A 14,997-nucleotide genomic window follows, 5' to 3' on the forward strand; every position below is an offset into this window, starting at 1 on the left:
CTTTTGAACCGCCAAGGACGCCAAGGACGCCAAGAAAACATAAAAATCTTGGCGTCTTATGGCGCCTTGGCGGTCTTATCTTCCGGCAGAGTGGGGGAGTGCCCCCACCACCTGACGGCAGGCTCCGCCGGCCGCGGTGCAGCCACCGGCGCGCCGGTGGTACCATCGCCTGGTCCTCGTGGAGCTCCGACCCGACCTCGTCATCGCGGACAAGCTGCACCTGTTGCGGCCCCTCGGGCAGGGCGGGATGGGAGTCGTGTGGGCGGCGCGGCACCTCGCCCTCGACACCGACGTCGCGGTGAAGTTCATCCGCCCCGAGCGGGCGGCGGAGCGTCCTGCCCTCGTCGCGCGCTTCCAGCGCGAGGCCAGGGCCACGGCGCGGATCGCGCACCCGCACGTGGTGCAGGTCATGGACTACGGCGTCGTCGACGGCGCCGTGCCGTACCTCGTGATGGAGCTCCTGCGCGGGTTCTCGCTGGCCGAGCTCCTCGAGCGCGGCGGCCGCCTCAGCTTCGCCACCGCGAGGTCGCTCGTGCGGCAGGTGGGGAGCGCGCTCGAGAGCGCCCACGAGCTCGGCATCGTGCACCGCGACATCAAGCCCCACAACGTCATCATCACGGAGGGGGGCCAGGGATACCCGCTCTTCGTCAAGGTGCTCGACTTCGGCGTCGCGAAGGTCGCGGGCGACGCGGCGGTGCCGGCGGCGGACCCCGCGCTCACCGAGACCGGGATGGTGATCGGATCGGCTCCTTACATGAGCCCCGAGCAGCTCGAGGGGAGCAAGGACGTCGATCTCCGCTCCGATCTCTGGTCGCTCGGCGTCATCCTCTACGAGGTGTTGACCGGCGCGCTGCCGTTCCAGGGCAGCTCGTTCGTCGCCGTCGGCGCGGCCGTCCTGAAGGGGAGGTTCCGCCCCGCCAGCGAGCAGAGGCCAGGCCTGCCGGCGCCGATCGACGACTGGTTCTCCAAGGCGCTCTCCGTCGATCCGACCTGCCGATTCCAGTCGGCGCGCGAGATGGTCGATGCGTTTCCGGGCCTGGAGGCCCGGAGCGCGGAGGTCGACGCGCCCGCTGGCCGCCATCACCCGGCCGCGTTCGCGACGACCGTGGCCGCGCCGGTCGCTCTTCCGGGCGCGGCTGATGATGCCGACGAGCTCGCGAGAGAGCCTGTCACCTCAGGCGCGCTCGCGAGCTCAGGCGCGCTCGCGGGCGATCCTGGGCCGGCGAGCCCTGCCCCTGACTCCGGGGCTGGCCACACCGTGCTCCACCAGCGCGCCGCGGAGCGGCCCGCGGCGCGGGGCCCCTCGGGCGCGCGCGCCACGCGCCTCCGGCGGGCCGCGCCGCTCGCCGCCGCCGCGTGCGCTGCGGGCGCGGGGGTGGTCCTCTTCCTGTTCCTGCGCGAGCCGTCGGCCGGCTCGGGCGGCTGCCCGGACGGCATGGTGCTCATCGAAGGCGCCGAGTTCCAGATGGGCTCCGACGCGGACGCGGAGACGCCCAGCGACGAGACGCCGCGGCACGGCGTGACCGTGAGGCCGTTCTGCCTCGACATCACCGAGGTGACGGTGAAGGCCTACTCGGACTGCGAGGCCTGCGAGCGCCCGCGTCGAACCGTCGAGTCGGAGGGGCTCACGCCCAACGGCCGCTCCTTCTGGAGCCAGTTCTGCAACGGCCCCGAGGCGCTGGACCACCCCATCAACTGCGTCGACTGGTACCAGGCGAAGGCGTATTGCGCCGCCTCCGGCAAGCGGCTGCCCACCGAGGCGGAGTGGGAGCTCGCGGCGCGCGGCAAGGACGCATGGACCTACCCCTGGGGCCACGCGCCTCCCTCGGGCGAACGCCTCAACGCCTGCGGGCCCGAGTGCAGCCGGATGCTGACGGAGCGGCTCGAGAAGGTGGGGAAGGGGCCGTGGCCTCGCATGTACAACGACGGCGACGCGGCCCCGGCGACCGCCCCCGTCGGGCGATCGCCGGCCGGGAGATCGCCTGCCGGCGCCCTGGACCTGGCCGGCAACGTCTGGGAGTGGACCGAGAGCCATTATTGCCCCTACGACAGGGACGATTGCGACGACTCCCGCCGTGTGCTCCGCGGCGGCGGGTGGGACACGGTCGAGAGCCAGTACGTGCGCTCCGCCCACCGCCGCCCGAGCGCTTCCACGGCGCGCGGCTGGAGCATCGGCTTCCGCTGCGCCAAGGCCCCGTAGGTCCGCCCATCCGAGGTCCGGCCAGAGATGGCCAGACTTCGGCGCAGCTTCGCGGCAGCTTCGAGGCGGCGGCCGAGCTGGTCCACGACGCTCACGTGATTGCGCTGCGCGGCCCATCATGGCGGAAGACAAAATGGTTTGGATGGAAAAATGAAAGAATGGAATAAGCATGAAGAACAAACCTGAACGTGAAGTGGCCAGGAGTACAAGAGAGTCGTCGTGGAGCTCGACTCGGTGGACCGAGGAAGCGGCGAGCACTGCTGCGGGAAGTCGGACGAGGAAGCGAACCGCCAAGACACCAAGGGCGCCAAGAAGACCAGCGAAATGGCGGGAAATGCCGGGACGGCACGTTCTCTCTCACCTTGGCGACCTTGGCGACCTTGGCGCCATGGCGGTTTTTCTGCCGATCCGGCGCAACTTCCCGCAGTAGTGTTAGCTGGTGAACGGGAGGTACGGACAGCAAGCGAGAGGATCGTCGCTACGCTCCGAAGGTCCTCGAGTGCCACGGAATGGCTGCTCGGGTGCAGCCGGAAGAGGTGGCCCAGTGGCGCGGAGTACGCATTCCCGATACAGCCGTGCTCGCTTTGTCCCGATTCGCGGATACCTGCCTGCTGCACCCCCCTGCGCCGACCTGGCCCCCTCCCTGGAGCCTATCGAGGGTGAGACCATCGTTCCCTTCCTGCACATTGCCCTACGCTGTTCCGGCACGCGGCGGCCACTCGGTGCTTCTGGCGCACCCTCGGGAAGTTCGGCTCAACGCGAGAGGCCAGACGCGGTTTTCCGCGGAGGGGACTGGATGGTAACGGATCGATCTCGCGCCCGATTCCCTCACGGCATCTGACCGGATGCGCGTCGAGCTACTCGCCCTGCACGCCCTGGCGGAACCGCCATGGCGGCCCTTCTGCGATTGCGAAAGCCGATCGCTCCGGAGAGCGCGGCGCCGCCCGAGATCGCCAAAGTCGTCAGGTGGAGGAGCGACCCGGCGGGACTTCGCCGCGCTACCCGTGGGCGGCCGGTGGCCCGAAGCGTGCACAGCGACAGGATGTCCGTCGGTGACGAAGCCGCAAGGAGGATGTCATGGGACGACAGAAATCGATGGTGGGCGTGTTCTTCCTGATCGTGCTGCTCTTGTCCGTGATCCCCGCGCAAGCCCAGGTGATTAGCCCGCATTCAACCGGCTATAACGTGGGGGGTGATTCCATATTCCTTGGCTGGATCGCAACCACTCCGCGAACCGAATATCCTTTTGATGCTCGCTGGATTCAAAACCACCTGGAAAAGATTTCCCTCCGTGGTACGGCTATATTCAGCAACCAGGTCAAGACGCACGTTGATGGTGGGTATTACTCTTATCCCATGCGGGCCGGTGACGTGCTGGTTATCTCCGCGGTGAACCGCAACACGGAGCAGCTTCACTGGTTCGCCGTGAAGTTTCAGGGCGGAGTGTTCGTGACGCTGGATTCTGCTGGCACGACCACTGTCCTTCAAAACGGCGGACGGCATGAATTCGCGGTCGCGACGCTGGGGAATGCCGTGATCAGTTTGCGTTTCCGAGATCCCGCCAACGCGCCGTCCAATGTGGTCGAGTATTATTATCTGCTTCAGGAATATCGCAGATGAGCTGGCGGAAGAGGGTTGGGAGGGAGGAGGGACCAAGGCATGTCCGTTCCACCCGACCCTATTTCTAGGTTTCGAGATCTGCAAGGAGAGGTGAGGCGCGATGCGCTTGCGACGCTCGGCTGCACCAATCGGCTGTCGTGCCCTCCCTAATCCGCCGCCCGCTTGGCCGGCAGGCCACGAGCTGCCCGTCCGCGTTTTCCGGTCGTACCTCCGCGCCGCGCGCGCGCCGCAGCACGTCAGCCCGAGCCGGTCTGGTCGGATTGGGCCCCGGGCAAAAGCCCGCTCGACGCGAGATCCCAGTAGTCGCTGACCCGCTGCAGCTTGTCGCCCCGGAAGACCAGGATCGATGTGCCCCGCATCCGGAACCGCCTGCCCGTGGCGGACAACCCCGGGAAGTCGCCGGCGTGCGTGCCCGTCGCGATCCACTCGGCGGCGGCCGCCTCCTCCGTAGCGAAGCTGCAGGTCACCTCGATGCGAAGGTCCGGAAACGCTTTCCTGGTGACCCTGGCGAACGCAGCGATCTCCTCCTTGCCGCGGTTCACGTGCTGCGTCGGTACGTCCTCGTAGATGCAATCGTTCGAGAGCAGGGACAGGAGCTCGTCCGGTGATCCTGCGCTCCACGAGTTCGCCCACCTCTCCACCAGCGTGTGAATGCCCTTCATGCTGCCGCTCCTCGGGTTGTACCTGGGGCCCGCGCCGAGGCGCGGCCATTCTCCGGGCGTGAACTTCGCCTCGAGCGCGCGGGTGACCGCCGGCTTCGCCCTGATCGCCTGCTCCCAGCGCGCGAGGTCGGCGTAGCGCTTCAGCGAGACCCCACGCAGCTCGATCGGGTCAGGGCGCCTGCGCCCGGCGGCCGCCAGCGGTGAGCCGGAGGGGCCGCCGCGGCGCGCTCAGACCTCCAGCGCGCTCTCGACGATGCGATGCACGAGGCCGTACTCCTGGGCCTCGCGCGCCGTCATCCACAGGTTGCGCTCGGTCTCCTGCGCGATCTTCGCGGGCGCCTGCCCCGTCGCCTCCGCGAAGATGCGGTTGAGCCGGTCGCGCGCGGCCATGATCTGGGCCGCCTCGATCTCGATGTCCGACGCGGGGCCGCGCACGCCGCCGAGCGGCTGGTGCAGGAGGAAGCGCGTGTTCGGGAGCGCGAACCGGTTCTCCCGCCGCGCGGCGACGAAGATCAGCGCGCCCGCGCTGGCGACCCACCCGGTGCCGATCACCTTGACCTCGGGCCGGATGAAGCGAATCACGTCGTGGATCGTGTCCCCCGACTCCACGTGCCCGCCCGGCGAGTGGATCAGGATCCGGATCGGCTTCTCGCCATCGTCGCTCGCGAGGGCGAGGAGCTGCGCGGTGGTCGCCTGCGCCAGCTCGCTGGTGATCTCCCCGAAGATCAGGACGGTCCGGCTCCTCAGCAGGCTGCTCTGGACCTTCTCGGACAGCGCGCGGGTGTGCGGCTCGTCGTTCGGCGTGGGATCGTTCGGCGTGGAATCGAGGCGCGTCATGGCCCCGAGCTTCCGGCGGCCCTCGCCCGCGCGCCATGACCGCGAGGCGCGGAGTCATGCTCGCGCGTCTCGATCCGCGAGCGAGCGCTGGACGAGCGGCCTCGGCGCGGGCAACCATGGGGCATGGCGGACGAGATGGAGCGGCTGCTTCCCCGCGGCGTGGTGGTCTCCCGGCATCACGGCCATCCCGGCGCGCCCTGGCGCGCGAGCGCGGGCGATCCGCCGAGCCTCCACGTCGTCGTTCAGGGCGCCTTTCGCCTCTCGCAGGACGGCGCGGGCGCGCTGGAGCTCGACGCCGGCGACGTCGTGCTCCTCGGGTTCGGCCCGCGCGGCGCGGGGCCCCGCGAGCAGAGCCTCCGCTGCGTCGCGCCGCCGCCCGGGCGCGCTCCCGCCGACGCGGAGCTGATCTCGGCGACCTACGCCGCCGCGCCCGGCGAGGCGCTCGCCTCGCTCGCGCCCGTGGTCCACCTGCCTGCCGGCGAGGTGCGGCGCGCGCCGGGGCTCTCCGCGGTCGTGGGCCTGCTGCGCGCCGCGCTCGCGGATGCTTCCCCCGGGCAGGCCCAGCTGGCGCGCTCGCTCCTCGAGCCGCTGCTCGCCTACGCGCTGCACTGCCACGAGCATGCGCGCGAAGGTCGCGTGTCGCGCGCGCTCGACCGGCGCGGCGCGCGCGCCTTCGACCGTCGCGTCGCGCGCGTGCTCCGGCTCATGCAGGAGAGGCCGGCCGAGCGCTGGGGGGTCGAGGCGCTCGCGAAGGCGGCGGGCCTCTCCCGCGCCGCGCTGGCGCGGCGGTTCCTCGCCGAGCTGGGGGTCCCGCCGCTCCGCTACCTCGCCGAGCTCCGCATGCAGCGGGCGGCCGAGCTGCTCGCCGAGGGCGACGCCTCCGTCGCCGCCGTGGCGGCCGAGGTCGGGTACGACTCGGAGTTCGCGTTCAGCCGCGCGTTCAAGCGGCACACGGGCGAGGCGCCGGGCGCGTTCCGCCGGCGCAGCCGCTCCGAGGGCGCCGCGTTCCGCCTGCCGCCGGTCCGCGCGGCGGCGTGAGCCAAGACGACGGCTCCCTGGGCTGGGCACCCTTGATCGCGCGTGAACTTCTCCTCTGAAGAGTATCGTCGCTCCGCGATGTCGAGAACGCCGCCTGGGCTCCGACTCGTCTGTGAACGCGCGCCCGATGCGGGGCGCGCACGCTGAAAGGGAGCTGACGATGAAATACGTCCTGATGATGCACGTGCCGACCAGACAGCCCTACGAGTTGATGAGCTGGCCGCCGAAGGACCTGGAGGCGCACCTCGCGTTCCTGAACAGCTTCAACCAGAAGCTCCGCGAGTCGGGCGAGCTCGTGGGGATCGAAGCGCTGACCGCGCCCGACCAGGCCAGGCTCGTGCGCGCCGGCAAGGATGGCAAGCCCATTACCGACGGCGTGTTCCCCGAGGCCAAGGAGTTCCTCGCCGGCTTCTGGATGGTGGACGTCGGGAGCCCCGAGCGCGCCTACGAGCTCGCCGCGCAGGCGTCCGCCGCGCCCGGGCCCGGCGGCGAGCCGCTCAACATGGCAATCGAGGTGCGGCAGGTGATGAGCGGGAGCGAGCTCCCCAAAGAGCTCCTGTGAGCTCACGTGCCGCGAGCACCTCGAACGGCAGCGGCCGCGGTTTCCGCCCACCCCCGAGGCCCACCGCGAGCTGATCGCGCGCTTCGCCAGCAGCGTGGGCTCGGGCGACCTGCGCGGGCTGGTCGACCTGCTTGCTCGAGATCGACGGCGGCGTGGCGCGCGCCATCCGGGCGGTGGCCAATCCCGACAAGCTGCGGTGGCTCAGCGCTGGCCGCGAGCCTTGAGCGGGACGTCCAAGCGCCTTTGTGGATGTCAACAGAGATCGACGACAGTCGAAGGCCGGTCGATTGGAATTGACATCGAGAATGTGAACGCTCACACTTGCATGGAGGGGTATCCTTTTGCTTCGTCGATCGACGGTGTGCCGCCAGGGTTCGTGAGGCGCCTGACGACCGTGACCGTGTGCCCCGTCGTTCGAGCCAATACGGTGTCGCTATGAAAAACAAATTGAGTTGGGCTTTCACCTGCGCTGCGCTGGGCATGATCGTCGGCGCCTGCAGCGGTTCAAATGACGACGGCAACCCTGGTGGGAGCGGCGGAGCCACGGCGGGCGCAGGAGGGAGCGTGAGCGGCTCCGGCGGCGAGCAGGCGAGCACCACCGGAGGGCCTCTGCCCACGGGCCCGAGCAGCTCACAGAGCACCGCCGGAGGGGCTGAGCCTTCCGGCTCGGGCGGCGCGCCTGCGGGCGGCGGGGACATGGCGGGCGGGAACGGAGGCTCGGGCGACGGCAGCGGCGGCGCCTTCACCGGCACGTGCACCGCGTCAAAATCGGCTGGTCGAAACGTGTCGGGGAGCGGCCCTCATAAGGTGGTCGTCGAGACGAATTCAGACCCGGGCATCAACCAGGGCACCATCTTTCGTCCGGCGGATCTCGACGGGAACGCCAAGTATCCGATCTACGTCTGGGGAGAGGGCGCATGTTCGCGAGACGGGCTCGCGACGGAAGCGGCCATGGCCGAGATCGCCTCGCATGGCTACTTCGTGGTGGCGGACGGGACACCAGGGGGCAAGGAGCCCAACCGCGAGCTCGGGGGCGGAGGCGACGTGCTGCTCGCCTACGTCGACTGGGTGATCGCCGAGAACGACAAGCCTTGCAGCGCCTACTACCAGAGGATCGACACCAAGAAGGTCGCCGCGAACGGCTTCTCCTGCGGCGGCTTGATGGCGGCAGGGACCGCCGCAGATCCCAGGATGACGACCTGGGGACACACGAGCAGCGGCTCTTTCTCGGTGAATCAGGCCTTCTACAACTCGATTCACACACCCGTATTGATCGTCACGGGCACCGCGGACAGCCTCGGCGCGAACACGAACGGCGCGAGAGACTTCGAGAACATCGCCGCGCGGGGTGATATCCCTGTCATGATGTTCGCCAAGGTCGGCGCGGACCACGGCGGCGATCTGTGGGCCCGGAACGGCGGCGAGTTCACCCAGGTCAGCCTGGCGTGGCTCAACTGGTGGCTCAAGGGCGACGAATCGGCCACCGGCAAGGGCATGCTCGTCGGCGCGAACTGCCGCTTCTGCAACGACAGGACCTGGAACATCTCCTCTGCCAATCTGCCCTAGAGGGGATCGCCCTCGAGCCGGCGTCCGATGATCCCCGTCGCCGTCACGCTCGCGTGTGGAGCACGCGAGCGGCGCCCAGCGCGATCAGGATCATCGACATGCCGCCCGTCAGGAGGCTGATTCCGACGAGCAAGCCGAGCACCCTCACGGCGGTGGTGACGCCGCCCGTGAGGATCAGAATCCCGAGCGCCAGCGACAGGACAGCGTCGAACACGAGCCACCCCGAGCCGCGCAGCCCGCGGTGCTGATAGGCGCGGATGAGCTTGAGCGCGCCCTCGGCGACGAAGTACGCCGCTGCGATCACCATCAGCGCGAGTTTGCCGGTCATCGGGGAGAGCACAAGGAGAAGCCCGAACGCCACCTGCACGAGGGCGCTCACGAACTCCCCGCCGGCGCCGGCCCAGCCGCGGCTCTGGATGGCGTGACTGCCCTCGACCACGCCAGCGAGCACGATCAACCAGCCGAGGGCGATGGCGGTGGCCCGAGGGGCGACGAAGGGCAGGAGGAACGCGAGCACCCCGAGCACCATCGAGGTCACGCCGATCGCGAGGAACCAACCGCGGTTCTCCCGCACGGTGGCAACGTCGACGGGCGCGAAGCGCAGCGGCTTCGGGGACTCTCCGAGCGGACCGACCATGGGCACCCCTCTGGTTCGTGGAGCATGCGTGTCCCGTCGGTCGCCCGCCGCGCGCGGACGAGGTGGCCGGGACCATGTCCGCTTCGAGCATCGTCCGTGCCAGCGCGCCGGCGGGAACATTGTGCCTGGCGCTCGTGGGAGGCGTCACGGCCGAGGGCGGCCAGGAGCGCACCGCCGGATCAGCGGGCGGTGGCCTTCGCGGCCCTGGCGCTCGGAGTGGTCGCCTGCTGGACCTGGCGTCGCTGGAGCTTCGATCCCTGCTTCGCGCGATTGGCGCTCTTGCGCGTCGACTTGCGCGACGGGCGGTCCTGCGCCGAGTCTTCCAGCGTCGCGGTGGCCTTCCGTGCCCTCCGCATCGTGTTTCGCCGCGCCGTCGAGCCGCCGCCCGCCTTTCGGTCGGTCGCGCTCCGCCCCGGAGCGGCCGTGTCGACCGGAAAGTCACGCCGCGACTTCTCGGGCCGCTCCAGCGCGCTATCGAGGTTCTCCTCGCTGCGCCCCACGCGCCGCCCGATGAAGCTGCCCTCGGGCGACGGATGGCCGAGCCGCGCCGGAGCCGCGGCGCTGCGCTTCGCCGCTCGGGCCGTGCGCTTCGGGCTGCGCGCCGGCGCGCGTGGTGCGGCGCGCGGCGCGCGCTCGAGGGCGCTCTGCACTGCCCGTACGATCCCCGGGACGGCTCTGTCGATCGTCTCGCGCGGCTCGTGGCCTCGCATCTGGTAGACGACGCTGGGGTGCCCGCTCAGGACGACCTTCACGTCGCACGTGACGTCGACGCCGCCCCGTGGCCCGTTCACGTCCGTGAAGCGCACCGTGAGCCGCTCGATGCTGAGCGCGAACCGCCCGAGCTTCGCCCCGAGGCTCTGGCGCACGTGCGCCCTCGTCGCCTCGTCGACGCCGACGCCGAAGGTCCGCACCGCCAACGGAGTCTGCTCGGTCGGTGTGCGCCCGGCGCGCGCCCGGACCGGTCGTGGCACCGTGGAAGGGAACTGCGGACGTCGCCCGGTGGATGGTCGCCCCATGCGCGCTACATCGAGTCCGGCCCCCCGTCGTCAAGCGTCGCGGCCACCGGCGAGATCGTGTTCCTCTCACCTCCACCGCACCTCGGTCGGCTGTCAGTCCCCGCGTGCGCCGCGCCCGCGCCGCGCCCGCGCCGGCCCTCACGAGCAGGGCCGCTGGCCTGGCCGATGTTACCCCTGCAGGTGATGGTGCCCGTCGCCATTGACGACTTCGCCCACGAGATGCGCTTCACCTGCCCACTCTGGCTGACGAGCGCGCCGCGAGACGAGGGCGCTGCGAGCGGACGGAGCGACCCCATCCGCACCCCCGGGTTTACCCCAGGTTGCCCGCCTTCCGGTCACCCATGCGTCCGCCGCTGGCGTCGGAGCCGCTTGCCAGCGCGGAGGACGGCCGCCCTCCAGAGCGGCTGTGCGGTGGGACGGCGACTACGAGGAGATTGACTTTCGAATCGCGTTTGGATTTCCTGGTGCCGCTGCGATCAGAGAGGAATTCATCATGAATGCGCGTTATGCGATCGGGTTCATCTTCATTGGTTTTGGTTGCGCGGGGTCGACGCCGAGCCCCTCGAGCCCGCCGCCGAGCGAGCCGCTGGCGAGCGCCGAAGCTCCCGCGCCCGTCGCGCCCCCGCCGTCGGCACCGGCACCTGTGCAAGCGACGCCCGCGACCGAGCCCGCGGCCACTGCCAGCGTCCCCAAGCTGGCGCCCCCCGAAACGCCGGAGGCCATCAAAGCGCCGAGCACGGCCAATCTCGTACTGAAGGCGAACGCCAAGGGCGCACAGATCTACGTGTGCGGCAAGAAGAAGGAGCCCAAGGCGAAATTCGAATGGACGCTCAAGGCCCCGGACGCGACGCTGTCGGACGAGGCAGGAAAACCTCTGGGCAAGCACTACGGTGGCCCCACGTGGGAAGCGGCGGACGGGAGCAAGGTCGTCGGCGCCATGAAGGCCAAGGTCGACGCTCCCGACGCCACAGCGATCCCCTGGCTGCTCCTGGAAATCAAATCGACCGAGGGGCAAGGCGTGCTCAGCCACGTTGCGTGGATTCAGCGCGTTCAGACCGTGGGCGGCAAGGCGCCGGCGGACGGCTGCGACAAAGCGCACGACGGCGCCGAGGCGCGCGTCGATTACAGCGCGGCCTACTACTTCTACGCGAACCCGTGAGCTCGCTCGATCTCTGAGCCCGCTCGACCCCTGAGCTCGCTGCGATCCTCTCGAACGGCATCTGCTCATCGCCCCTCCGTCCGAGCGGCGCGATCTCTGCCGCGGCGCAGCCGCGGAGGCGATCGTAGGCGCACGCCGACAGGTGTTGGTCCCCGCCTACAGCCTGCGGCCGGCGCCTGGGATCGAGGGCGCGCCTGCGCGACCAGCGGAGCGCAATCTCCCCCTGGCCTGACGCATGCATCGGTCGCGGGTGAGACGCGCGAGCCATCCGCTGGCGGCTTTCGGCCAGCGGCTGCCGAGGGATGCGCGCGGTCGTCTCGAACCAACACGATTGGAGAGGGTTGTCATGCGTAGGATCGACAAGGGGAACTCGTTCGCGCTGTCGCGCCGTGCCTTCATCTCGGCGACAGCGGCCGGCGTGGCCGGGGTCGTCACTGGGATCGAGCATGAAGCCGGAGCGCAGGTGGCGTTCACGCCGCGCGTCTCCGGCCTCACGCTCACGGAGGCGAAGATCGGCCACCTCAAGGACGCCATCCGCCGCGGCGGCTATCAGATGCTGAAGGTGGTCACCGGGTGGGGGCTGCTCGACCGCTCGATCTACGACCCGGCGGCCATCTCGGAGCTCTGCTCGCTGACGCCCATCACCCTCGTCCGGACGAAGACCGGCGACAGGTACCATGTCGATCCGAACGAGGTGGAGGCGGAGATCGCCCCCTGGTACGCGGCGAAGGAGAAGAAGAGGGATCTCATCATCGAGCTGGGCAACGAGCCCAACACGGTGAACGATCCGGACGGCACAGGGGCGTTCTGGGCCGGCCAGAGCCGCGCGTGGAAGGAGAGCTACATCTGGGAGAACCGGTACTATCTCGCGGAGGCCATCGCCCGTTGCCGGAGGCGGTTCCCTCAAGCCAAGATCGTCACCTGCTCGCTCGCCCCGCGCGTCAACCTCGATATCGAGTGGTTCTTGCAGATCTACGCGCAAGGCACGGACAGCCCGCTTCACAACGCGGATTACGTCGCCGTGCACGCGTACAACGGGACGCGCGACGGGGTAGACGAGTCCTGGTATCGTTGCCAAGATCTCCCGTTGGTGCACGGTCTCTACGGCCGTTACGCGCCCACGAAATCATGGATCATGACCGAGGTGGGCCTGCACACGGATGAGACGAGGGCGCGGAAGGGAGAGCGCATGGCGGGGTTCATGCACTATGGCGAGAGCAGCCTTGTCCTTCCGTGGAACGTCTGGGGATTCTGCTATTTCCACCTGAAGCTCGACGGCGACGGCAACCCCTTCCCGGGCGACAGGGCCGCGGCGTATTACGGGGAAGGGGACTCGGCCTATGCGCAGCGGGTCAACGCGGGGAGGTTGCGGCGGACCCCTGTCGGCTGGCTCGACAGCATCGATCCGACGACCGGGGTGGCCTCGGGGTGGGCGGCCGACCCCGACACGCCGGCCAGCGTGGCGGTGCATTTCTATGCGAGCGGACCGGGCATCAACGGCATCCAGTTCGTCGGCGGCACGGGCGCGGACCTGCCGCGGCTGGACGTGAACACCCACCTCAACATGGCGGGGCATCACGGGTTCTCGTTCCGGATTCCGGACGCGTGGCGCAACGGGATCGAGTACCGGCTGCACGCGTATGGCCTCGACGCCACCGGCGACCTCAACGCGGAGCTCTCGGGTTCGCCGAAGGCGTTCCGCCTCTAGAGCGGCGGTCACCCGCTTCGGATACGGGCCCACCTCGACGTTTTCGGTGCTCAGCGCACCGGAGTGCGCTTGCGCGCCGAAAACGCCGATCTGGGCCCGTCTCCTGTGCGGGAGACCGCCGCTCTGCGTGGTGCGGAGGTGGGCGGAAACCGCTGTAAAGGACGCGCTTCACCTGGCGGCTTTCTGGCGGGATTTCTGACACCCGGAGCCAGGCGCGATCACTCCCCTTGTTGTGTGCGCTTGCGGAAGCGCAGCAGCTTACCGCGCGAGACGCCGAGCCGCTCCGCGGCCGACGTCACGTTGCCTCCGGCGGCCGCGAGGGCGGACTCGACCCGCTCCTGCGTGAGCGCGGTCTTCTGGTCGTCCGGCGCCTTTCCGAGCACCTCCTCGACGGCCCACAGCCGCAGCCCGGGCTCGTGATCGAGGCGGCGCATCTCCGCGAGGGCCGCGTCGAGCCCGCGCACGTTGCTCGGCCAGGGATCGAGCAGCAGCCGCTCCATGGCCTCGACCTCGACCGCCTCGGCCGGGAGCGCGACGCCTGCGCGCCGCGCGAGCTCGCACGCCACGCTGAAGAGGTCCTCGCGCCGCTCGCGGAGCGCCGGCACGTGGAGGCGGGCCATCGCGAGCCGCGCGAACAGGTCGTGCCGGAACGCCCCGCGCGCCACCATCTCCTCGAGGTCCCTGTGGGTCGCGGCGACGACGAGCACGTTCACGTGGACCGGCCGCTGCGCCCCGACGGGCAGCACCTCGCGGTTCTCCAGGAGCCGCAGCAGCTTCGCCTGGAGATCGAGATCGAGCTCCCCGATCTCGTCGAGAAACAGCGTCCCGCCGTCGTGGGCCACGACGATCCCGGGCGCGGCGTTGCGCGCGTCCGAGAATGCCCCCGCCACGTGACCGAACATCTGGGACTCGAACACGCCGCGGGCGACGCCGGCCACGTTCACCGCCGCGAACGGCGCCGCGCGCCCGAGCGCCGCCGCCGTGGCGCGCGCGACGAGCTCCTTGCCCACGCCGGTCTCCCCCTCGATGAGCACGTTGCCGGGGCGGCTCCGCGGCAGGCCCGCGAGGGGCTGCGCCACGGCGCGCAGGCCGTACGGCCCGACGAGCCCGCCCACGGGCGGCGCCGGATCGAGCGGGCCGAGGAGCTCCTCGCGGAAGACGAACAGGACGCGCCCGAGCCTCAGCACCGCCCCGTCGTCGAGCGGCGTGAGGTCGCGCGGCGCGAGCCTCGACCCGTTCACCCACGTGCCGTTGCGCGACCCGACGTCCGCGACGCGCAGCGCGCCGCCGGCGCGATCGATCCGCAGGTGTTTGCCTGACACCTCCTCGTCGGCGAGGCCGCGCTCGGCGAGCCAGGTGCGGCCGATGGTGGTCCCCGAGTCGGGCAGCGGGAACGCCATGGGCCGCGGGAACGCGCACACCAGCGCTGGCCGCCGCCGCCCGGCCTCGGGCCGCACCGGGCTCCGGTGCTCGATGGTGCTCGACACGTCCTTGGCCATTCTCCTCGCAGGGTGCCATGCACCTCCGGAGCGTGGAAGCGCCGCGCCGGGGGTCGACGGTGATGTCGCTCGCCCGGAGCGCAGCGCAGCTCCCCACAGCGAATCGCGGCCTCAGCGCACAGCGAATCGCGGCTTCAGCGCACAGCGAATCGCGGCTTCAGCGCCTCAGAGAGGCCGCCCGTCGAACCCGCACATCGGGTCTCCCGGGTTCGCGCATTCCGGCTGTCGGGATCCCACCCCCACCTGCGGTCGTGAACTCGGCGCTGCGGGCCGGGCGAGCGCCTCCCGCAGCTGAGCGAGCGCGCTCTCGTAGGCGCGGATCGCGCCCTCGTCTGCGCCCGGCGTCCTCGCGCGCGCCGCGGCCACCTGGGCCGCCGCCGTGGCCTCGGGCCGCCGCCGTTCGGCGGCCCATGCCGCGAGGTCGGCGTGGCGCCGATCGAGCGCCGCGACCTTCTCGAGCGCGTCGAGCCGTGTCTCCAGCGCATCGAGCGCG

14 protein-coding genes (1 of these 14 running past the window's edge) are annotated in these 14,997 nt (G+C 70.3%); 8 read left to right on the top strand and 6 right to left on the bottom strand.

Features of this window, described 5'->3' with window-relative positions:
• Nucleotides 1-178: 178 nt before the first annotated feature.
• Both WMF19_RS12940 and WMF19_RS12945 read left to right on the top strand, forming a co-directional pair.
• Nucleotides 179-2,200 (top strand): SUMF1/EgtB/PvdO family nonheme iron enzyme, encoded by a 2,022-nt coding sequence (locus WMF19_RS12940; RefSeq protein ID WP_437899367.1) that lies wholly within the window; start codon nt 179-181, stop codon nt 2,198-2,200.
• A 1,077-nt stretch (nt 2,201-3,277) separates the two neighbouring features.
• Nucleotides 3,278-3,820, top strand: coding sequence for a hypothetical protein (locus tag WMF19_RS12945; protein ID WP_437899368.1), 543 nt, complete (start codon nt 3,278-3,280; stop codon nt 3,818-3,820).
• Nucleotides 3,821-4,056: 236 nt separating this feature from the next.
• Here WMF19_RS12945 and WMF19_RS12950 read toward each other — a convergent pair whose 3' ends face one another.
• Nucleotides 4,057-4,482: an ester cyclase gene (locus WMF19_RS12950; protein ID WP_437899369.1), complete on the bottom strand. Its 426-nt coding sequence runs from the start codon at nt 4,480-4,482 to the stop codon at nt 4,057-4,059.
• Between WMF19_RS12950 and WMF19_RS12955 the strand changes: the two genes are divergently transcribed.
• Nucleotides 4,481-4,618, top strand: a complete 138-nt coding sequence (locus tag WMF19_RS12955) for a hypothetical protein (protein WP_437899370.1) — start codon at nt 4,481-4,483, stop codon at nt 4,616-4,618. The two genes, WMF19_RS12950 and WMF19_RS12955, sit on opposite strands and share 2 nt — an antisense overlap.
• Nucleotides 4,619-4,710: 92 nt before the next feature.
• On the opposite strand, the gene WMF19_RS12960 is transcribed toward WMF19_RS12955, so the two are convergent.
• Nucleotides 4,711-5,319: an ATP-dependent Clp protease proteolytic subunit gene (locus WMF19_RS12960; protein ID WP_437899371.1), complete on the bottom strand. Its 609-nt coding sequence runs from the start codon at nt 5,317-5,319 to the stop codon at nt 4,711-4,713.
• A gap of 123 nt (nt 5,320-5,442) precedes the next feature.
• Here WMF19_RS12960 and WMF19_RS12965 point away from each other — a divergent pair, with 123 nt between their 5' ends.
• The 3 genes from WMF19_RS12965 to WMF19_RS12975 all read left to right on the top strand — a co-directional run bounded on the left by WMF19_RS12965 (nt 5,443) and on the right by WMF19_RS12975 (nt 8,485).
• Complete coding sequence (locus WMF19_RS12965; protein WP_437899372.1) at nt 5,443-6,357, top strand: helix-turn-helix domain-containing protein; 915 nt, start codon at nt 5,443-5,445, stop codon at nt 6,355-6,357.
• A 160-nt stretch (nt 6,358-6,517) separates the two neighbouring features.
• Nucleotides 6,518-6,919 (top strand): YciI family protein, encoded by a 402-nt coding sequence (locus WMF19_RS12970; RefSeq protein ID WP_437899373.1) that lies wholly within the window; start codon nt 6,518-6,520, stop codon nt 6,917-6,919.
• Between the two features lie 447 nt (nt 6,920-7,366).
• Nucleotides 7,367-8,485, top strand: coding sequence for an alpha/beta hydrolase family protein (locus WMF19_RS12975; RefSeq protein WP_437899374.1), 1,119 nt, complete (start codon nt 7,367-7,369; stop codon nt 8,483-8,485).
• A gap of 43 nt (nt 8,486-8,528) precedes the next feature.
• On the opposite strand, the gene WMF19_RS12980 is transcribed toward WMF19_RS12975, so the two are convergent.
• Nucleotides 8,529-9,122, bottom strand: a complete 594-nt coding sequence (locus WMF19_RS12980) for an HdeD family acid-resistance protein (protein WP_437328942.1) — start codon at nt 9,120-9,122, stop codon at nt 8,529-8,531.
• A gap of 179 nt (nt 9,123-9,301) precedes the next feature.
• Nucleotides 9,302-10,039 (bottom strand): hypothetical protein, encoded by a 738-nt coding sequence (locus WMF19_RS12985; RefSeq protein WP_437899375.1) that lies wholly within the window; start codon nt 10,037-10,039, stop codon nt 9,302-9,304.
• A gap of 505 nt (nt 10,040-10,544) precedes the next feature.
• On the opposite strand from WMF19_RS12985, the gene WMF19_RS12990 reads away from it, so the two are divergent.
• Together WMF19_RS12990 and WMF19_RS12995 are read left to right on the top strand one after the other, a co-directional pair.
• Nucleotides 10,545-11,297: a DUF3455 domain-containing protein gene (locus WMF19_RS12990; RefSeq protein ID WP_437899376.1), complete on the top strand. Its 753-nt coding sequence runs from the start codon at nt 10,545-10,547 to the stop codon at nt 11,295-11,297.
• A gap of 346 nt (nt 11,298-11,643) precedes the next feature.
• Nucleotides 11,644-13,005, top strand: a complete 1,362-nt coding sequence (locus WMF19_RS12995; RefSeq protein WP_437899378.1) for a twin-arginine translocation signal domain-containing protein — start codon at nt 11,644-11,646, stop codon at nt 13,003-13,005.
• 218 nt (nt 13,006-13,223) lie between these two features.
• Here WMF19_RS12995 and WMF19_RS13000 read toward each other — a convergent pair whose 3' ends face one another.
• Together WMF19_RS13000 and WMF19_RS13005 are read right to left on the bottom strand one after the other, a co-directional pair.
• Complete coding sequence (locus tag WMF19_RS13000; protein WP_437899379.1) at nt 13,224-14,504, bottom strand: sigma 54-interacting transcriptional regulator; 1,281 nt, start codon at nt 14,502-14,504, stop codon at nt 13,224-13,226.
• A 165-nt stretch (nt 14,505-14,669) separates the two neighbouring features.
• On the bottom strand, nt 14,670-14,997 hold the final stretch of the coding sequence (locus WMF19_RS13005) for a hypothetical protein (RefSeq protein ID WP_437899380.1). 686 nt of this gene lie beyond the right edge of the window; 328 of the gene's 1,014 nt are visible here — the last part of the coding sequence; its start codon lies beyond the right edge, outside the window; its stop codon occupies nt 14,670-14,672.

Source organism: Sorangium sp. So ce124 (genome assembly GCF_051525235.1).
GTDB classification, from domain to species: domain Bacteria; phylum Myxococcota_A; class Polyangia; order Polyangiales; family Polyangiaceae; genus Sorangium; species Sorangium atrum.

Excerpts from the sequence above, each read along its gene's own strand:
- WMF19_RS12980 (WP_437328942.1), bottom strand. The coding sequence starts at position 9,122 with ATGGTCGGTCCGCTCGGAGAGTCCCCGAAGCCGCTGCGCTTCGCGCCC.
- WMF19_RS12945 (WP_437899368.1), top strand. The coding sequence starts at position 3,278 with ATGGGACGACAGAAATCGATGGTGGGCGTGTTCTTCCTGATCGTGCTG.
- WMF19_RS12950 (WP_437899369.1), bottom strand. The coding sequence starts at position 4,482 with ATGAAGGGCATTCACACGCTGGTGGAGAGGTGGGCGAACTCGTGGAGC.
- WMF19_RS12965 (WP_437899372.1), top strand. The coding sequence starts at position 5,443 with ATGGCGGACGAGATGGAGCGGCTGCTTCCCCGCGGCGTGGTGGTCTCC.
- WMF19_RS12960 (WP_437899371.1), bottom strand. The coding sequence starts at position 5,319 with ATGACGCGCCTCGATTCCACGCCGAACGATCCCACGCCGAACGACGAG.
- WMF19_RS12995 (WP_437899378.1), top strand. The coding sequence starts at position 11,644 with ATGCGTAGGATCGACAAGGGGAACTCGTTCGCGCTGTCGCGCCGTGCC.
- WMF19_RS13000 (WP_437899379.1), bottom strand. The coding sequence starts at position 14,504 with ATGGCCAAGGACGTGTCGAGCACCATCGAGCACCGGAGCCCGGTGCGG.
- WMF19_RS12955 (WP_437899370.1), top strand. The coding sequence starts at position 4,481 with ATGCTGCCGCTCCTCGGGTTGTACCTGGGGCCCGCGCCGAGGCGCGGC.
- WMF19_RS12970 (WP_437899373.1), top strand. The coding sequence starts at position 6,518 with ATGAAATACGTCCTGATGATGCACGTGCCGACCAGACAGCCCTACGAG.